Raw genomic sequence first — 16,708 nt, 5'->3', positions numbered from 1 at the left:
CCAAATTCTACACGAATTTAGCAAAAAAATCCAGTGTTTTTTGAAAATTAATATCTTAATTAATAAAATCAGTCTCCAATTCTGACATCACTTACATCAAGTGCACTATTATTCAATATATAATCTAAACTAATTTGATTATAATAGTATTTGTATATATTCTTAGCAATAACTGCAGCATTTGTAGATGAGTAACCATAAGGAATATTTACTGTAACTGCAATTTCAGGGTTTTCATATGGTGCAAATGATATGAAAAAAGCATGGTTTCCTCTGGTTTTTGATTCCTGTGCAGTACCTGTCTTACCAGCAATATTTATAGTTAGGTCTGTAAATATCTTTCTGGCAGAGCCATCTTTTATAACTCTATTCATACCTTCTTTAACATTTGCCCAAGTTTCAGGACTTATATCCACATGTGTATTTGACTCAGGAGTATAATCCTTCACAACATTTCCATATTGATCACACACTTTATCTAAAAGACTAAGCTCAAAAACTGTTCCCTGATTTGCAATAGTTGCCACATATCTTGAAAGCTGGATATTTGCAAATGAGTGATTGCCCTGTCCAATAGCTGATTGTTCAGGGTTTATATCTGAAATCTGTGGATCATTCTCCACTATCTCAACTCCCGACTTGTGATCAAGACCAAACATTGAAGCATATTTTCTAAGCCTGTCTATACCAAGTTCAGAAGAATATTCTCCATTTTGATCAGTAGCAAGCCTATGCCCTGTTTCAGCAAAATATACATTACATGAATCCTGTATAGCTTTTACTACTGTTTCAGCACCATGGCTTCCCGGGTAAATCCAACACTTTATTGCCGGATTAATAGTGTCATATATACCTGTACATACTATTGCATCTGATGCATTGATAACATTCTCTTCCAATCCTGCAATAGCTGTAATAGGCTTAAATGTAGAACCTGGTGCCTTCTTTGTCTGGGTAGCATTATTGTATAATGGCAAGCTCTGGTCTTCCAATAATCTATTAAAATAAGCTACATCCATAGAATTTGCAAGTCTATTATTGTCATAGCCCGGATATGATACCAACGCCCTTACTTCGCCTGTATTTACATCTGTAACTACCGCTCCTGCAGAACAAGGGTCAAGTGCCAGCTGTGCCGGTGTTATTTCTATCTTTGATACTTTATCGATAAAAAATGGGAAAGCATATCCCTCATTTCCGGCAGCAAGTTGTGCATATGCTGCTTCATCCATCTCTAAAATACCTTGATCAAATAGCGCCAAACAAAGTTCTCTTCCTGTAACAACATTATTTCTTATCAAATATTTATAAATAAGCTTATCAAAATCAGGATCATCCCTTAACATATTCAATATGTATTCCACCAGTTTGCTATATATATCCTCTGCACTGGAATAGTTTGTATCATTAAAGAATATAGTTGTATCAATATATCCACTTGATATTCCAATAAATAGATAGTCTCTAAGAGAGGTAGTTTCATTCTTCCACGCCTGATATACCTCTGATTTTGTATCTATACTGTCCTTTTTTATTATATTCTTTTTTGTAAGTGCAGTATTAATATAATTCAGATATGCCTTAGTGTCCTCAGGCAAATCTACCATAACTGTAGGAGCACCTGATGTGAGTTCGTTATTTATCGATAAAAGTATACTTTCTTTTTGAGCATTAACCTTTGCATTCAATCCTTGCTCAGTAGCTGATGCACCTTCCTTACCAAAATGTGTTGTATCCAGTACATTATTTCCAATAAGCTGATAATAAGCATCTTTTACAGGTATAAGTCTATGAGTCGAATCCGTATTCTCTGTATTTGGATTGTCTTCATTTACAATCTTACTTGCAAGGACTCCTGCCAGCTGTTGCTCGATCAAATGGTATGTAGCTATTTGCAAATTCTTATCTATAGTTAGATAAACATCATTACCGGCACTCGACTCCACTTCACTTATAGTCTGTATTATTCTTCCTACATTATCTACGATCATAGTCTTAGATCCCTTGGATCCTTGCAATGTAGTCTCCATACTTTCTTCAATACCGGTTCTTCCTACAATATCATTCAATGTATAATCAGACCTTTCCTTTAAAAGTTCCTCCAGCTTCTCATCCGGAACCTTACCGGTATATCCTATGATATCTGAGAAATAAACTGCATCATTATAAACTCTCAATGTGTCATTTTCTACATCCACACCAATAAGTGATGCTGAATTTTCCATTATATCAATCTTTGCCTCTTCAGATATATTGGTTGCTATTATAGTAGGTTCAAATCTTCTATACAATTTTTTACCCATCTCATATCTTACATTTATCAGATCTATCTTATCCTGACCTGATAAATCATAGGTATTTCCATCAATATCTGTCAGTTTATCCAGTCCATAGGTCTTAAGTTTTTTTTCAACCATCTCCTGTGCACTGATATTGGAAGGATACTTACCTGCCTTATCATCCAACTCATCTGTTGATTTTAAACCATACATATCGGCAATAAATCTGAGTCTAGATGTATCTGTTTTGGTAGTGTAATAAAAATCTCCATTATCATCTACTCCAACCAAAAAATCACCGTCTATTTTTTCATTATGTTTTCTTAGAATCTGTATAAGACGGTAGTACATATTGTTTTTATCATTTACTTTTTTATAGTATCCACCATCTGTGATAGTCACTGTATAAGAAAGCTTATTATAAGCCAATAAATTACCGTTTCTATCATAGATATTACCTCTGGCACCTGTAGTAGCTACTGTTTTCTTTATCTTTTGTACATACTTCTCCTGTGCTTCTTCACCATTTACTATTTGCATGTTGAATAGCTTTGATCCCAGGATAAATACCATAAAAAAATATATTACACCAAGTATAAATAGTCTGGAGGATTTTATCTTTTCAAAAAAGTCCCCTAGAAAATCTTTAAAATCCCTTATCACTAATCCATTCCTCTACTGTCTAATACTCTAAGTTTCTTATTATACCAAAGCAAAAACCTATATAATAATAATGTAAATATAAGAGTAATTATTACCTCAGGTATTACAATATTTTTTAGATAAAATAAGAATTCATATTTTTCTCTAATAAAAAATCTAAAAATATAAATAAACAAATTATACATAACTTCACTTATCGTACATACTATAAATGGTAGCACTATATACTCCTCATAGAAGTATGCTGTCAACTTACCATTCAAATATCCTATCCATAAGAATAGCAGTGTAAAGAAGCCAAACGGACCTGCAAAATATAAATCCATCAGTACTCCACATATTATTCCATATAGCATACCCTCTTCTACCCCAAGACTAAAGCCATATGTGAATGTAAGTATTATAAGAAGATTTGGTGATGCATATAAAAAAGGTATGAATGGAAAAATGCATATTTGAAGTGCAAATGCAAATATAATAAAAGCTATATTCACTATTATTCTTCTCATTTAATCGCTCACTTCCTTTAGCTTGGTTATTACTAATACCTCTGATATAGTATCAAAATTCACTATAGGTATGATATATCCGCTCTTTGTAAGTCTTGAAGAATCATCCTTTAAATCTCTGGCATAGCCTATTAAGATATTCGGCAAATACTTTGTAGAAACATTTGATGTAACTATCATATCACCCTCTGAAATATCCGCATCAGACTTTACATCCTTTAAAATAAGTCTTCCATCATTATATAATTCAAGATTACCATCAACTCTACAAAGAGAACCTGTTCTAAGTGACATGGCACTTACTCTGGAAATATCATCTATAATAGAACGAACGTTTGCATAATTTTTGCCAACATCAGTCACTATTCCTATTAGCCCACCATATCCTATAACATTCATATCTACAGCTATACCATCTTCACTGCCTTTGTCTATTGTAAATGTCGAAAACCATTTCGTACTGTCCTTTGCCACTACTCTGGCTCCTACCTTCTCATAGTCTGAATAACTTTCATCAAGTTTATATAGTTCTCTAAGTCTGGCAAGTTCTCCATTGTCTGCCATCAGTTTTGTGTTTTCCTGTGTAAGCTCATCTATTTTTTTATTTAGCTCAATGTTCTCACTTATTGCACTATGTATTTTTCTTTGTTCTTCTATACCATTATATATTGCCCTGCCGGCCGTATTTACCCCTGATTGTACCGGTAATAAAACGATTCCCACTGCCTGCCGCAAAGGCGAGATAATAGAATCATTAAATGAAGTTATTCCAATAAGAATGATACTAATTATACTTAAAATTATCAGTACAAGTCGGTTTCTAGATTCCATCAAATAATCCCCTGTTCCTTAAAGCTGTAATAGCAATTATCACCTATGACTATATGGTCAACAAGCATTATTCCTATACTATCTAACGCTTTATTAATATCCTTTGTTATATCTATATCTGCTTTACTTGGTGACGGATCACCACTTGGATGATTGTGCAGCAAAATAACGTTTACCGCTAAATGCTTTAAACTTTCTATTAAAATCTCTCTAACAGAAACCAAAGATGCATTAACTGTTCCAACAGAAATTACCATATCTGAAATAGGTCTCTGCCTTGTGTCAAGGAATATAATTCTAAGTTCCTCAACTTCCAAGTGTCTAATACTCTCCTTATAGTAATTTGCAACCACGTCAGGTGAAGAAAAAGAAATTCTGTTTCTTGTATTTTTTCTCTCCCAAGCTCTTTTGCAAAATTCTCCAAGTGCAAGTATCTGTACAGCTTTTACCCTACCCACTCCCTTGATTGCCATCAATTTGTCGATATTATGGTGAAAAATACTATGTATTCCAAAGCCTTCACCATTACCCTCCAGAATATTGTATGCAAGATTTACTACATTGACATCCTTTGTGCCGGTTCTAAGAAGCACTGCCAAAAGTTCCACATCTGTAAGCGATTCCACTCCATACTCCAGCGCTCTGTCATATGGTCTTTGTTCAATTGGTAATTCCTTTATTTTTCCCATAAATCCCTTTCCACTCTCCAAGCATGAAAGGCATTTTTATTTTATCACAAAATATAAAAGTAATTAATTAATATTTTGTAAAGCTTCCAAAATATTGCACTTAAACTAATTTAGTATAGGCTTTTAATTTTACAATCCATGTAACGTTTAGTGCAATAGTCCTGCATCATATATCTTCTGTAGTGACAGCATTATTCCAAGTTTTGCGTGGTACCATGTAAGGCCTCCCTGGAAAAATACTGAATATGGCTCTTTCATTGGTCCATCTGCACTAAGCTCTATTGAAGAACCACCCACAAAAGCTCCGGCTGCCATTATCACATCACTGTCATAACCCGGCATTGCCCAAGGTTCGGGCTTTACATATGAATCTACAGGAGCTGCCGCCTGTATGCCTTCACAGAAAGCACATAAGGCCTTCGGATCTCTTAAAGTTATTTCCTGAATAATATCAAATCTTGGCTCAGTAGCATTTGGATGGCAATCAAATCCAAGACTCTCATAAAGATTTGCCGCAAATATAGCACCCTTTAATGCCCCCGCAACTACTGTAGGAGAAAGGAAAAAACCTTGAAACATGCTTGTATTCATTCCAAGACTTGCTCCTATTTCTTTGCCAAGTCCCGGTGCCGAAAGTCTATACGAAGCATTGTCCACACATTCCTTAGTTCCAACAATATATCCACCTATAGGAGCCAATCCGCCTCCCGGATTTTTTATAAGAGAACCTACTATCATATCAGCACCTACTTCAATCGGCTCTATTCTCTCTACAAACTCACCATAGCAGTTGTCTACCATACATATGATCTTAGAATCTATTGATTTTACAAACTTTATAAGTTCACCTATCTGCTCCACAGATAATGTTTTTCTTGTAGCATAGCCCTTTGATCTTTGTATTGTAACAAGCTTTGTTTTTTTATTTATAGCTTTTCTTATTCCTTCAAAGTCAAATGATCCGTCACTAAGCAGATCCACCTGTGAATACTTAACACCATACTCTTTTAAAGATCCTCTTGAGTCTCTTATACCGATAACCTCTTCCAAAGTATCATAAGGCTTTCCTACAGGTGATAAAAGTTCATCACCGGGTCTTAAATTCCCTGAAAGTGCTATATGAAGTGCATGTGTACCGCTTACCAATTGCGGTCTTACAAGTGCGGCCTCAGCTTTAAACGCTGTAGCATATACATCTTCCAATACATCTCTTCCCAAATCATTGTACCCATATCCGGTAGTAGCAGCAAAATGTATATCGCTTACCTTATGTTTTTGCATTGCTGCAAGTACTTTCATCTGATTAAACTCAGCATTCTTATCTATCTCAAGAAATCTTTCCTCCAAAGAGTCTAATACTTTTTCAGACAATTCTATAACTTTTTTTGAAATACCAAACTCCTCATAAATATTATTTAAATCACTCATTATCTATTCTTTCCGTATTAATCTTCTCACTCATATAATCAACTATTTTTTCATTGCTCTCAAATGAGAAAGGATCCACATAAATTACATCCTTTTCTCTCTTAAACCAAGTCACCTGCCTTTTTGCCATATGCCTTGTATTTTGCTTGATATTCTCTATAGCAGCTTCCAGAGAAACCTCCCCGTCCAGATACTCAATTATCTCTTTATACCCTATGCCCTGCATGGAAATATTTGCCATTGACAGTCCCATTTCTCTAAGCTTTTTAACTTCATCAACAAGTCCGTTTCCCACCATAATATCTACTCTTTTATTTATTCTTTCATACAGAATATCTCTTGCAGGATTTAGTACAAAGAATCTGTAATCATATGGCGATTTTTTCTTTCTTTGAACTTCATTATGTGATGAGATAGGCTCATTATTTATCAAAAAGTACTCTATGGCACGAATTATTCTCTTCTTGTTATTTTTATGTATGGTTTGTGCTGAAACACTGTCAATTTTTTTTAGTTTCTCATACATAAAATCCGCACCGAATGTATCATATTCTTCTTCAAGCTTTTTTCTTACAGAACTGTTATCATCCTCATTATTAAAATCAATATCATAAATAATAGATTGTATATAGAAACCTGTTCCTCCAACCAATATAGGTATATGTCCATTCTTTACTATTTTCTCTATAGAACATTTTACCATGTTTTGAAACTTTACGATATTGAAATCTTCCTTTGGATCTAGCACATCTATTAAATGATGTTTTACACCCTGCATCTCTTCTACTGATATTTTTGCAGTTCCAACATCCATATTTTTATATACTTGCATGGAGTCCGCGCTTATTATCTCTCCCCCAAGCCTTTTAGCCAACTCAATGGATACTGAGGTTTTACCTGATGCAGTAGGTCCTGCAAGAATTATCAATTTATTCTTTGTCATACTATCCTTTTAAATTTCTTTTCAATTTCTTGCTTACTCATTTTTATTATAGTTGGTCTACCATGTGGGCAATTATAAGGATTTTCAAGTGAAAGCAACTCATCAAAAAGATCATTTGCCTCTATAAGAGAGATTCTCATATTTCCCTTTATAGCCGCCTTGCAAGCCATAGATGCCGTCTTTGCCAAAATAAGCTCTGACGGGGATATAATATCATAATTTGTGCTGTCTGCAAGCATTTCATTAAAAAGCTCAGCCTTTGGTATTGAAGGAAAAATATTAGGAATCGAATTTATCTTATATTCTTTTCCTCCAAACTCCTCTATATCAAATCCTGCAGCCTTAAACTCGTCCATATGCTTAATTAAAACATCCTGCTCCAAATCAGTCAAAGTAACTATAATAGGAGGATTTATCATCTGTGCAGATATCTTATTATCCTTACTTTCCTTTAAAAGTCTCTCATACATCACCTTTTCATGTGCCGCATGCTGGTCAATTATATACATCTCATTTTCCAGCTGAACTATCCAGTAAGTATCAAAAACTTGTCCGATTACCTTTATGTACTTTTTTGCTTCGGTATCAAAAAATGAAATCTGTGATGCCTTATTTTTTTGACCTACGAGATCTTCTTCAATATCTATATTATTAACAGCATTTGAATTATCCAAAAATTTCTGTTCCCGGTCCATTGCAGGAGTTTTTTCGCCATCTACCAAGCTTGCAATATTATTATTTAAACTGTACAAAGCATTAGAACACTTATAATATTTTGATTCATCAGATGAATCTCTTGAAATATCATCCTTTAAAAGTGCATAATCATTTTGTGGATTGTAATTACTCTCCTTTGGAATAGTCCACTGTATTTCATCACTTGAAGTATCTGTAGGCTTTTGTAACTCAATATCCCTTCTTCTGTTTTCAAAAGGCTCAGGTGTATTTGTAAACACCTTCTTTTCATTGGCAGCAGCTTTACCCACAGGTACTTCTCTGATACTGCTCTGTAATTTAAAAATCTCCTCCACAGCCTCTTTTGTACAATTGTAGATATGATTTCCGTCAGAGAATCTTACTTCCATTTTTCTTGGATGGACATTTACATCCACACCCTCCAAATCAAAGCTTAGTGCGCAGAAAGGATACTGATGTTGCATAAGCCTGTCACCAAAACCGTCTTCAATAGCCTTTGATATAATATTGTCCTTTATATATCTTCCGTTTACAAAAATATTTTCAAGGCTTCTGGTACTTCTTGTAACTTCAGGTCTTGCAATAACACCTTTTATTTTTACTCCATCTTTTTCGTAATCAACCGCACATAATGCCTTGGAAATCTCCTTTCCATAGAGCTGATATATAATATCCTTCATATTTCCGTTTCCATTTGTCTGTAGCTTCACCTGATTATTTGATATAAACTTAAAGGCAATGTCTGTATTTGACATAGCCATCTTCTCTACCAGCTCACTTATATGTGCCCCTTCCGTAGATGAGGTTTTCAAGAATTTTCTTCTGGCAGGAGTATTATAAAAAATATCTCTGATAATTATACTGGTGCCATCCGGTGCTCCGATTTCCTCAAATTCAACCTCAACACCACCTTCCATATAGTAGCGAACACCTGTAAGCTCATCTCTTGTCTTTGTGATTATCTCACATCTTGAAACCGCAGCAATACTTGAAAGTGCTTCACCACGAAATCCCAGACTCTTTATAGAGATAAGATCTTTATCACTGACTATTTTTGAGGTGGCATGCCTTAAAAAGGCCGTTTTTACTTCTTTTGAATCAATTCCACAGCCATTATCCGTTATTCTTATCAGGTCAATTCCACCATTTTTTATCTCTACTGTAATGGAAGAACTTCCCGCATCTATTGAGTTTTCCAAAAGTTCCTTTACTATTGATGCAGGTCTCTCAACTACCTCACCTGCCGCAATCTTATCAATAGTCTCCTTATCCAGTATGTTAATCATATACTTATATCCTGTTCTTTATCTTATTCTGCAAAGCATACAATGTGTTCAAGGCATCCATAGGAGTCATTGAAGTAATATCAATTTCTGAAATTTCCTTAATAATCGTATCATTATTTATTGCATCAAATAGTGAAAGCTGTCCCGCCTCCACTTCACTCATCTTCTTTACAGGTTTTCTCTTTGAAACCGCCGGTGTGGCTTCTGCAATCTCTCTGGCTCTGGTCGCAATATCAGCGCTTGAAAGCTCCTCTATAAGCTCCTTTGCTCTGTTTGTTACACTGTCAGGCACTCCGGCAAGTTTTGCTACCTGTATACCATAGCTCTTATCCGCACCACCTGTGATTATCTTTCTAAGAAATACTATATTATCACCGTTTTCCTTTACTGAAATACAGTAATTATTTACACCCGGAAGTGTACCCTCAAGTTCTGAAAGCTCATGATAATGTGTTGCAAAAAGAGTTTTTGCACCTATCAGCTTTATATTTGAAATATGCTCTACCACTGCCCAGGCAATAGCAAGACCGTCAAAAGTAGATGTACCTCTTCCTATCTCATCTAAAATAACCAAAGAATTTCTTGTGGCATTTCTAAGAATATTTGCAACCTCAGTCATTTCCACCATAAAGGTTGACTGACCGCTTGCAAGGTCATCCGAAGCACCCACTCTGGTAAAAATTCTGTCACAAACGCAAAGGTTTGCCTGTTTTGCCGGTACAAAACTTCCTATTTGAGCCATCATACAAATAAGAGCTGTCTGTCTCATATAAGTTGATTTACCCGCCATATTCGGTCCGGTAATAATAGACATTCTTTTCTTATTCTGATCAAGATATGTATCATTTGCAATAAACGAATCATCATTTAGCATTGTCTCAACTACCGGATGCCTGCCATCCCTTATGTCAATAATGCCTGTAGTATTTATTTCAGGTTTTACATAGTTATTGTTATAAGCCACTGTGGCCAATGAACATATGGCATCTATATAAGCAACCGCCTTGGCACTTGATTGTATTCTATTTACATTCTTTGCAATCTCATCTCTGATTTCAACAAAAACTTCATACTCCAAGCTATTTAGCTTATCCTCAGCCCCAAGTATTATATTTTCCAAATCTTTAAGCTTATCTGTGGTATATCTTTCTGCATTGGTAAGAGTCTGCTTTCTTATAAAATAATCCGGCACCATATCTTTGAACGAATTGGTCACCTCAAAATAATATCCGAATACCTTATTGAACTTTACTTTAAGATTCTTTATTCCTGTTTTCTCTTTTTCTTCAGACTCCAAAGAAGCCAGCCAATTCTTACCCTCGGTTTTTGCCTGCCTAAGCTTATCTATCTCACTATTATATCCGGTATTTATAATATTGCCTTCTTTTAGTGAAAGTGGACTGTCTTCATTTATAGCCCTATCTATTATGTCGATTATATCGTGAAGCCTGTCGAGATTATTATTTGTCTTTTTGATCTCTTCAGACTCGAAAGTTTTTAAAACCTCTTTTATCGGACTTATCATCTTCATAGAAGCAGATAATGATAGAAGATCTCTGGTATTGGCATTCTTTGTTACAACTCTTGACATCAGTCTTTCCAAATCATAAATCGGATTTAAATATTCTCTAAGCTCTTCCCTGTCAATATATCTGTCAAAGAGTTCCGCCACGGCTTCCTGCCTGTTTATTATTCTTTCTTTATTTACAAGCGGCTGCTCCAAAAAGCCTCTTAACATTCTGGCACCCATAGCTGTATTTGTCTTATCAAGTACACCCAAAAGTGAGCCGTTTTTCTTTTTCTCTCTCATAGTTTCCACCAACTCAAGATTTCTTCTTGAGCTTGTATCCACTATCATATAATCCCCATTTTTATATGCACTTATTCCTACTATCTGTGCACAGGAGCTCTTTTGCATCTCATATAAATATCTAAGCATTGCTCCTGATGATATGGTCGCATCCAAAAACTCGGACAGCCCCAGTGCTTCAATACTTGAAACTGCAAAATGCCTTTTTAATATATCTATACTGTTTTTCTCACTGAAATATGTATTATCAAGTGATGTTATTGTAATATTATATTTTTTCTTTAGTTCCTCAAGTGAAATACCGCTGATCTCAAATGCATGATTGCATATGATTTCTGTGGGTTGGTATTTTTGTATCTCATCAAAGAGTTCTCTTATAGAAACCAGCTCTGTAACAAAGAAATCACCGGTTGAAATATCACATATTGCCAGTCCAAATCTCTCATCAATGTAGAAAATAGAAATAATATAATTATTTTTATCATCAGCTAATACTCCGGTACTTGTGATAGTACCCGGAGTAACAATTCTAACAACTTCCCTTTTTACAAGTCCCTTTGCAAGCTTAGGATCTTCCATCTGCTCCGCAATAGCAACCTTATGACCGTTTTGTACAAGTCTGTTTATATAAGTTTCAGCAGCATGATATGGCACACCACACATAGGTGCTCTCTCTTCAAGTCCACAATCCTTACCTGTAAGGGTAAGTTCAAGCTCCCTTGCCACTTCAGTAGCATCCTCAAAAAACATTTCATAAAAATCGCCCAGACGATAAAAAAGTATACAATCCGGATACTCTTTCTTAGTCTCCAGATATTTTGACATCATAGGAGATAGTGCCATTTATGCCTCACTTGTTTTTATATGTCCCATATAGTAGAATCCCTTTGCTTCATCCAAGATAACATCCACTATTTCGCCTATAAGTCTTTCTTGACCTTTGAAATGTACCGTTAAGTTATTCTCAAGCTTTCCGCTAAGATAACCCTCCAGATGATCATTCTTGCCCTCTACCAAAACAGGCATACATTTTCCTTCATTTTTCTTTGTATTTTCCGCCGCAATATCCTGCACAGTTTTTAAAAGTCTGTCAAATCTGTCCTTTATAACCTTAGGATCTATCTGATCCTCCATCTTTGCAGCAGGTGTTCCTGAACGCTTTGAATAAATAAATGTAAATGCAGAGTCATATCTAACCTCTTTTACCACATCTAAAGTATCAAGGAAATCTTCCTCAGTTTCTCCAGGGAATCCCACTATAATATCTGTTGTAAGTGAAATATCCGGAATAGCCGCCTTTATTCTTCTTACCAAGTCAAGATAACCCTCTTTAGTATATACTCGATTCATTTTTTTAAGAATATCGGAGCTTCCCGACTGCAGCGGCAGATGTAAATGTTTGCAAATCTTTTTATTATTCTTCATCACCTCTATGACTTCATCTGAAAGATCCTTAGGATGAGGTGTCATAAATCTTAGTCGCTCCAAACCGTCTATCTGTGCAATTCTATCTAATAATGTCGCAAAGCTTATCTCTTCTTCCAGTCCTCTGCCATATGAGTTTACATTTTGTCCAAGAAGCATGATTTCCTTTACACCATCAGCTACAAGGCTCTTGATCTCATCTATTATCTCCTCAGGCTTTCTTGATCTTTCTCTACCTCTTACATATGGCACTATGCAATAACTGCAAAAATTATTACAACCAAATGTGATATTTACACCTGATTTAAAGGCAAACTCTCTCTTATTCGGAAGTTTCTCCACAATCATCTCAGCGCTTTCCATAACATTTACAACCTGCTTTTTAGTTGTAAGATGCTCAAAAAGTATCTCTGCAAGTTTATATATATTGTGGGTTCCAAAAACAAGATCTACATGTCTGTAAGATTTTTTGATCTTTTCAACCTCTTCCGCTTCCTGCATCATACATCCGCAAATACCGATTATCATATCAGGATTTTTTTCCTTGCTTTTTTTGAGCTGTCCCACTCTACCATAGAGTCTGTCATTTGCATTCTCTCTTACAGTACATGTATTAAAAAGTACAAGGTCTGCATCCTCCTCATTCTCAGCTTCCATATACCCGATTCCTGTAAGTATTCCTGAAAGCTTCTCCGAATCTCTCGCATTCATCTGACAACCGAAGGTCACCACCTTATAAGTTGGATATACTCCCCTATCCATTGCCTTTGCATGTATTATATCATTGACCTCAGACATGAAATATTCCTGTCTTAACGGTTCTTCATTAGGTATTAAATTCTCCATAATCCTCTTTCTAATATCTTTGAGTTAGAATAAGTCACACAATCTCCCGATAACTTATCCAACTTTTGCCATAAATATATGATCCATTGCAATATCATATTCATTTACTTCAAAATCAATATTCATCTGAAAATCATAAACCAAGCCATACAATGTATTATCTCTATGTTTTCCAAAATATTTATCATAAAATCCGCCGCCAAAGCCAAGCCTTCTCTTATCTTTATCAACTCCTATAAGAGGAACCATTACATGAGCATTTTTTGCAATGATCTCTTCACTACAAAGTCTTGGTTCCATTATACCAAACTTCGACTTTTCCAGATTATCAAGTGAGTCCACCTTGAAAAATCTCATTTCCTTACCGCATACTCTTGGTAAGCCCAATGTAATATTAATATCAAACTCATTCTTATAAAATCCGGAAAGTATCCTTTCATATAAAGGTCTTAGATCTATCTCATTTCCAAGCGGCATAAATCCTAGAAGTACAATACTTTTATTTCTCTTTATTAAAGTATCTATCTCTCTTATTATGCTCTCACTTGCAGATAAGACTTCATCTCTTGATAGTGAATTTCTCTTATCAAGTAATAACTTTCTAAGCTCACCCTTATTCATTTTTCTTTCCAAATTTTTCACCAAGATCTGTTATGCTTCCGTCAGCATCTTGTATTGAAATATTATTAAGGTTTGCTCTTAAGCTTTCTCTTATTGATTCAATATACTCTTTTCTAAGTGCCGCCTGCTCTATCTTTTCTTCCTCAGTAAGTCCCACACTCTTTTGCTTATGAGCCAATGCATTTATTCTGTCGATTTTTGTATTATCCATTTTTCACCTACTCTTCCAAACAATTTAACCAATTAAAATCTTTATTGCTCTTGGCAGGGAAATATGTTCCTATCTCCTCACCATTTGCAATATTTTCTATTATACTCATATTCTCTGCACTTGCAATTACCATATCGCAGCCTGAATTGGTTGCTATCTGACCTGCCAAAAGTTTTGTATACATACCTCCTGTACCAAGTCCTGACTTAGATGTTAATTTACCCATATCCATATATTTATCCACATCCTCTACAAAACTTATAAACTCTGCATCCTTATTTGTATTCGGATCATCAGTATAAAGTCCGTCAATATCGGATAAAAGTATAAGAAAGTCCGCCTCCACAAGGGCGCTCACAAGAGCAGACAATCTGTCATTATCACCAAACTGAATCTCATATGTAGATATTGTATCATTTTCATTTACTATAGGCACTGCGCCATATGCAAGCAGCTGAGTAAAAGTAGCCTTCGCATTTTCACGGTAAATCTCATTGGTTATAGTTGACTTTGTCATCAAAATCTGAGCTATTCTAAGATTATATTCAGAGAAAAGCTTTCTGTACTCCATAATAAGTCTGGCCTGTCCTATAGCTGCAAGAGCCTGCTTCTCTGAAAGGGTTGAAGGCTTTTCATTTATACCAAGAGAATGTCTTCCTGTTGCAATAGCACCTGATGAAACCAATACAACTTCCTTTCCCGCTCCTTTCAGATCTGCTATCTGTCTTATAAGTTTTTCTATCTTTGAAAGATGAAGCTCACCTGTTTCAGAGTGAGTGATACTTGAAGAACCAATTTTTATTACAATTCTTTTGGCATCTTTTACCTTTTGTCTTATATCCATACTACTCCTTATACTTTTCAATAATTCTTTCTGCAACCTTTAATCCGTCCATGGCAGCACTCATTATGCCGCCCGCATATCCGGCACCCTCACCACATGGATATATGCCGGAAATATTCGCTTGTAAAGACTCATCTCTGCTTATTCTTATCGGTGATGATGTTCTTGACTCTATAGCTGCTACATAGGCATCTTCATTTATAAACCCTTTTATCTTACGATTAAAGTCTAAAAATGCCTCTTTCATACTCTCATATATTTCTTTTGGAAAGAGCTTGTCCACTCTGGCAAGAGTAGTACTTCCCTTTATCTTCAGATTTGTATTGTCAAATCCGCTACTTTCTCTTCCTTCAAGGAAATCAACCAGTCTTTGTACAGGCACTCTTCCCTTACCCATGTTAAAGGTCTCTTCTTCGAGTCTTCTTTGAAACTCTATACCTTTTAGCGGATCTTTAGAATCGGAGTATTTATCAAAATCTTCTTCAGACACACTTACAATAATAGCGGAATTTGCCTCTCCCGAATCTCTTTTATGATAGCTCATACCATTTATTGCAATTCTGCCATCCTCTGTAGAAGCATTTACTATAAATCCACCCGGACACATACAAAATGAATACACACCCCTGTCAAAGCTTGACTTAAATGTAAGTTTATAAGGTGCAGGCGATAAAAACTTTGCTTCTTTATTGCCATACTGTGAGACATCTATCAAATGCTGTGAATGAGAAACTCTTATACCAAGTGCAAAGGACTTTGGCTCCATATAAACTCCCATTTCCTTTAAAGCTTTAAATGTATCTCTGGCACTATGTCCAAGTGCGAGTATTATATTTTCACATTCGATTATTTCATGTACACAGTCTCTTTTGTTTACTACTTCTATCTTCTTTTTATTATCTTTTATATTTTCTATTTTTATAAGCTTGGTATCAAATCTTACCTCACCGCCAAGCTCCTTTATTTCTTCTCTTATCTTTCTTACTATGCCTGTTAAAAGGTCTGTACCTATATGCGGCTTATTATCATACAAAATTTCCTTTGGTGCTCCATATTCCACCAAGGTCTTTAGTACAAATTTGTTTCTACCGAAAGTATCTTTTACCAAAGTATTTAACTTTCCGTCTGAGAATGTACCTGCTCCTCCTTCTCCAAAAGAAACATTGGACTCGGTGTCAAGCTTTCCTTCACTCCAGAATTTATTTACGCTCAAGGTTCTGTCTTCAACACAGCCACCTCTCTCTATTACTATAGGCTTTAAGCCATATCTTGCAAGTAAAAGTGCAGCAAATATACCGGCAGGACCAAATCCCACTACCACAGGTCTTTTACTCTCTTCCAAAATTTCAAGCTTTCCGGCATCTTCATAAGCATAAACTACCGACTTTGCAATGCTCAAAGCTTTATTTTTCTTTAAATATTTAGCCTCATTTAAAAGGCTGACATCTATGGAATAAGAATATGAGATCTCAGGCTTTTTTCTGGCATCTATTGATCTTTTCCTTATTTCATATTCTTCTATCTCATCTATATTACAGCCAATAGTCTTGGCAAGTTTTTTCTTTAAATCATTTTCATCATGATGTACATTCAGCTGTAAAGAATTTATATGTAACATTTTATCTTC

General features: G+C 35.3%; 13 protein-coding genes. All 13 read right to left on the bottom strand.

What is annotated here, in order from left to right; all coding sequences use genetic code 11:
* Positions 1 to 68: 68 nt before the first annotated feature.
* On the bottom strand, positions 69 to 2,942 hold the full coding sequence (locus tag D4A81_RS05340; protein ID WP_111524088.1) for a penicillin-binding transpeptidase domain-containing protein: 2,874 nt from the start codon (positions 2,940 to 2,942) through the stop codon (positions 69 to 71).
* Positions 2,942 to 3,451, bottom strand: coding sequence for a rod shape-determining protein MreD (mreD, locus tag D4A81_RS05335; protein WP_111524087.1), 510 nt, complete (start codon positions 3,449 to 3,451; stop codon positions 2,942 to 2,944). Before mreD ends, D4A81_RS05340 begins: the two co-directional genes overlap by 1 nt.
* Positions 3,452 to 4,282 (bottom strand): rod shape-determining protein MreC, encoded by an 831-nt coding sequence (mreC, locus tag D4A81_RS05330; protein WP_111524086.1) that lies wholly within the window; start codon positions 4,280 to 4,282, stop codon positions 3,452 to 3,454.
* Positions 4,282 to 4,971, bottom strand: coding sequence for a RadC family protein (gene radC / locus D4A81_RS05325; protein WP_111524085.1), 690 nt, complete (start codon positions 4,969 to 4,971; stop codon positions 4,282 to 4,284). The genes mreC and radC overlap by 1 nt, the downstream gene beginning before the upstream one ends.
* 147 nt (positions 4,972 to 5,118) lie before the next feature.
* Positions 5,119 to 6,399, bottom strand: coding sequence for a methionine gamma-lyase family protein (locus tag D4A81_RS05320; RefSeq protein ID WP_111524084.1), 1,281 nt, complete (start codon positions 6,397 to 6,399; stop codon positions 5,119 to 5,121).
* Entirely contained in the window at positions 6,392 to 7,342 is a 951-nt protein-coding gene (gene miaA / locus D4A81_RS05315; protein WP_111524083.1) for a tRNA (adenosine(37)-N6)-dimethylallyltransferase MiaA, read from the bottom strand. Before miaA ends, D4A81_RS05320 begins: the two co-directional genes overlap by 8 nt.
* A complete protein-coding gene (gene mutL / locus D4A81_RS05310) occupies positions 7,339 to 9,324 on the bottom strand; it encodes a DNA mismatch repair endonuclease MutL (RefSeq protein WP_111524082.1) in 1,986 nt (661 codons plus the stop codon). Before mutL ends, miaA begins: the two co-directional genes overlap by 4 nt.
* A gap of 4 nt (positions 9,325 to 9,328) precedes the next feature.
* Positions 9,329 to 11,977 (bottom strand): DNA mismatch repair protein MutS, encoded by a 2,649-nt coding sequence (gene mutS, locus D4A81_RS05305; RefSeq protein ID WP_111524081.1) that lies wholly within the window; start codon positions 11,975 to 11,977, stop codon positions 9,329 to 9,331.
* Complete coding sequence (gene miaB, locus D4A81_RS05300; RefSeq protein ID WP_111524080.1) at positions 11,978 to 13,405, bottom strand: tRNA (N6-isopentenyl adenosine(37)-C2)-methylthiotransferase MiaB; 1,428 nt, start codon at positions 13,403 to 13,405, stop codon at positions 11,978 to 11,980.
* Between the two features lie 54 nt (positions 13,406 to 13,459).
* A complete protein-coding gene (locus D4A81_RS05295; protein ID WP_111524079.1) occupies positions 13,460 to 14,026 on the bottom strand; it encodes a 5-formyltetrahydrofolate cyclo-ligase in 567 nt (188 codons plus the stop codon).
* Positions 14,019 to 14,237, bottom strand: a complete 219-nt coding sequence (locus D4A81_RS05290) for a DUF896 domain-containing protein (protein WP_111524078.1) — start codon at positions 14,235 to 14,237, stop codon at positions 14,019 to 14,021. The genes D4A81_RS05295 and D4A81_RS05290 overlap by 8 nt, the downstream gene beginning before the upstream one ends.
* A gap of 7 nt (positions 14,238 to 14,244) precedes the next feature.
* Positions 14,245 to 15,081 carry a glutamate 5-kinase gene (proB, locus tag D4A81_RS05285; protein WP_111524077.1) on the bottom strand — a complete coding sequence of 279 codons (837 nt, stop codon included), beginning with the start codon at positions 15,079 to 15,081 and terminating at the stop codon, positions 14,245 to 14,247.
* A gap of 1 nt (position 15,082) precedes the next feature.
* Entirely contained in the window at positions 15,083 to 16,699 is a 1,617-nt protein-coding gene (locus tag D4A81_RS05280) for an NAD(P)/FAD-dependent oxidoreductase (RefSeq protein ID WP_111524076.1), read from the bottom strand.
* Positions 16,700 to 16,708: the final 9 nt, after the last annotated feature.

It is taken from the genome of Lachnoanaerobaculum umeaense (genome assembly GCF_003589745.1).
Classification (GTDB): Bacteria; Bacillota; Clostridia; order Lachnospirales; family Lachnospiraceae; genus Lachnoanaerobaculum; species Lachnoanaerobaculum umeaense.
Note: the sequence above shows the minus strand (reverse complement) of the source record. Positions and strands in the feature narration are given on the sequence as shown.

Excerpts from the sequence above, each read along its gene's own strand:
- radC (WP_111524085.1), bottom strand. The coding sequence starts at position 4,971 with ATGGGAAAAATAAAGGAATTACCAATTGAACAAAGACCATATGACAGA.
- miaA (WP_111524083.1), bottom strand. The coding sequence starts at position 7,342 with ATGACAAAGAATAAATTGATAATTCTTGCAGGACCTACTGCATCAGGT.
- miaB (WP_111524080.1), bottom strand. The coding sequence starts at position 13,405 with ATGGAGAATTTAATACCTAATGAAGAACCGTTAAGACAGGAATATTTC.
- mutL (WP_111524082.1), bottom strand. The coding sequence starts at position 9,324 with ATGATTAACATACTGGATAAGGAGACTATTGATAAGATTGCGGCAGGT.
- D4A81_RS05295 (WP_111524079.1), bottom strand. The coding sequence starts at position 14,026 with ATGAATAAGGGTGAGCTTAGAAAGTTATTACTTGATAAGAGAAATTCA.
- D4A81_RS05320 (WP_111524084.1), bottom strand. The coding sequence starts at position 6,399 with ATGAGTGATTTAAATAATATTTATGAGGAGTTTGGTATTTCAAAAAAA.
- mreC (WP_111524086.1), bottom strand. The coding sequence starts at position 4,282 with ATGGAATCTAGAAACCGACTTGTACTGATAATTTTAAGTATAATTAGT.
- D4A81_RS05290 (WP_111524078.1), bottom strand. The coding sequence starts at position 14,237 with ATGGATAATACAAAAATCGACAGAATAAATGCATTGGCTCATAAGCAA.
- mutS (WP_111524081.1), bottom strand. The coding sequence starts at position 11,977 with ATGGCACTATCTCCTATGATGTCAAAATATCTGGAGACTAAGAAAGAG.
- proB (WP_111524077.1), bottom strand. The coding sequence starts at position 15,081 with ATGGATATAAGACAAAAGGTAAAAGATGCCAAAAGAATTGTAATAAAA.
- mreD (WP_111524087.1), bottom strand. The coding sequence starts at position 3,451 with ATGAGAAGAATAATAGTGAATATAGCTTTTATTATATTTGCATTTGCA.
- D4A81_RS05280 (WP_111524076.1), bottom strand. The coding sequence starts at position 16,699 with ATGTTACATATAAATTCTTTACAGCTGAATGTACATCATGATGAAAAT.